The organism is Salifodinibacter halophilus (assembly GCA_012999515.1).
GTDB classification, from domain to species: domain Bacteria; phylum Pseudomonadota; class Gammaproteobacteria; order Nevskiales; family Salinisphaeraceae; genus Salifodinibacter; species Salifodinibacter halophilus.
In genome coordinates this window covers 1-298 of sequence record JABEEB010000134.1, presented here as the reverse complement: position 1 = coordinate 298, position 298 = coordinate 1, and the positions used below count along the sequence as shown (strand labels likewise).

General features: G+C 73.2%; 1 protein-coding gene. It reads right to left on the bottom strand.

The annotated features are described in order from the left end of the window. Positions 1-298, bottom strand: a 298-nt coding sequence (locus HKX41_11025) for a hybrid sensor histidine kinase/response regulator (protein ID NNC24663.1), incomplete at both ends; no start/stop codon positions are given.

Genomic DNA, 298 nt, shown 5'->3' with positions numbered 1-298 from the left:
AGCACCGGCGTGCCGTCGTCGAGCAGGGCGCCGGCGGCGATGTCCTTGACCTTGCCCAGGCGCGGGTCGAGCGCCTGCACCACCAGTTCGACCACGCTGCCGAAGCGGTCCACCGCCAGCCCGTACAGATGCTCGCCGTGGGCGCCGCCGATCACCACCACCGGCAGCTGCGCGCCGGCGGTGGCGCCGTCGCCGCCTTCCAGCACCTGCCGCGCCGACACCAGGCCGATCTCGCGGCCGCTGAGTTCGAAATACTGCCGGCCCTCGAGCGAGCGCAATTGCTCGCGCGAGACCAGCG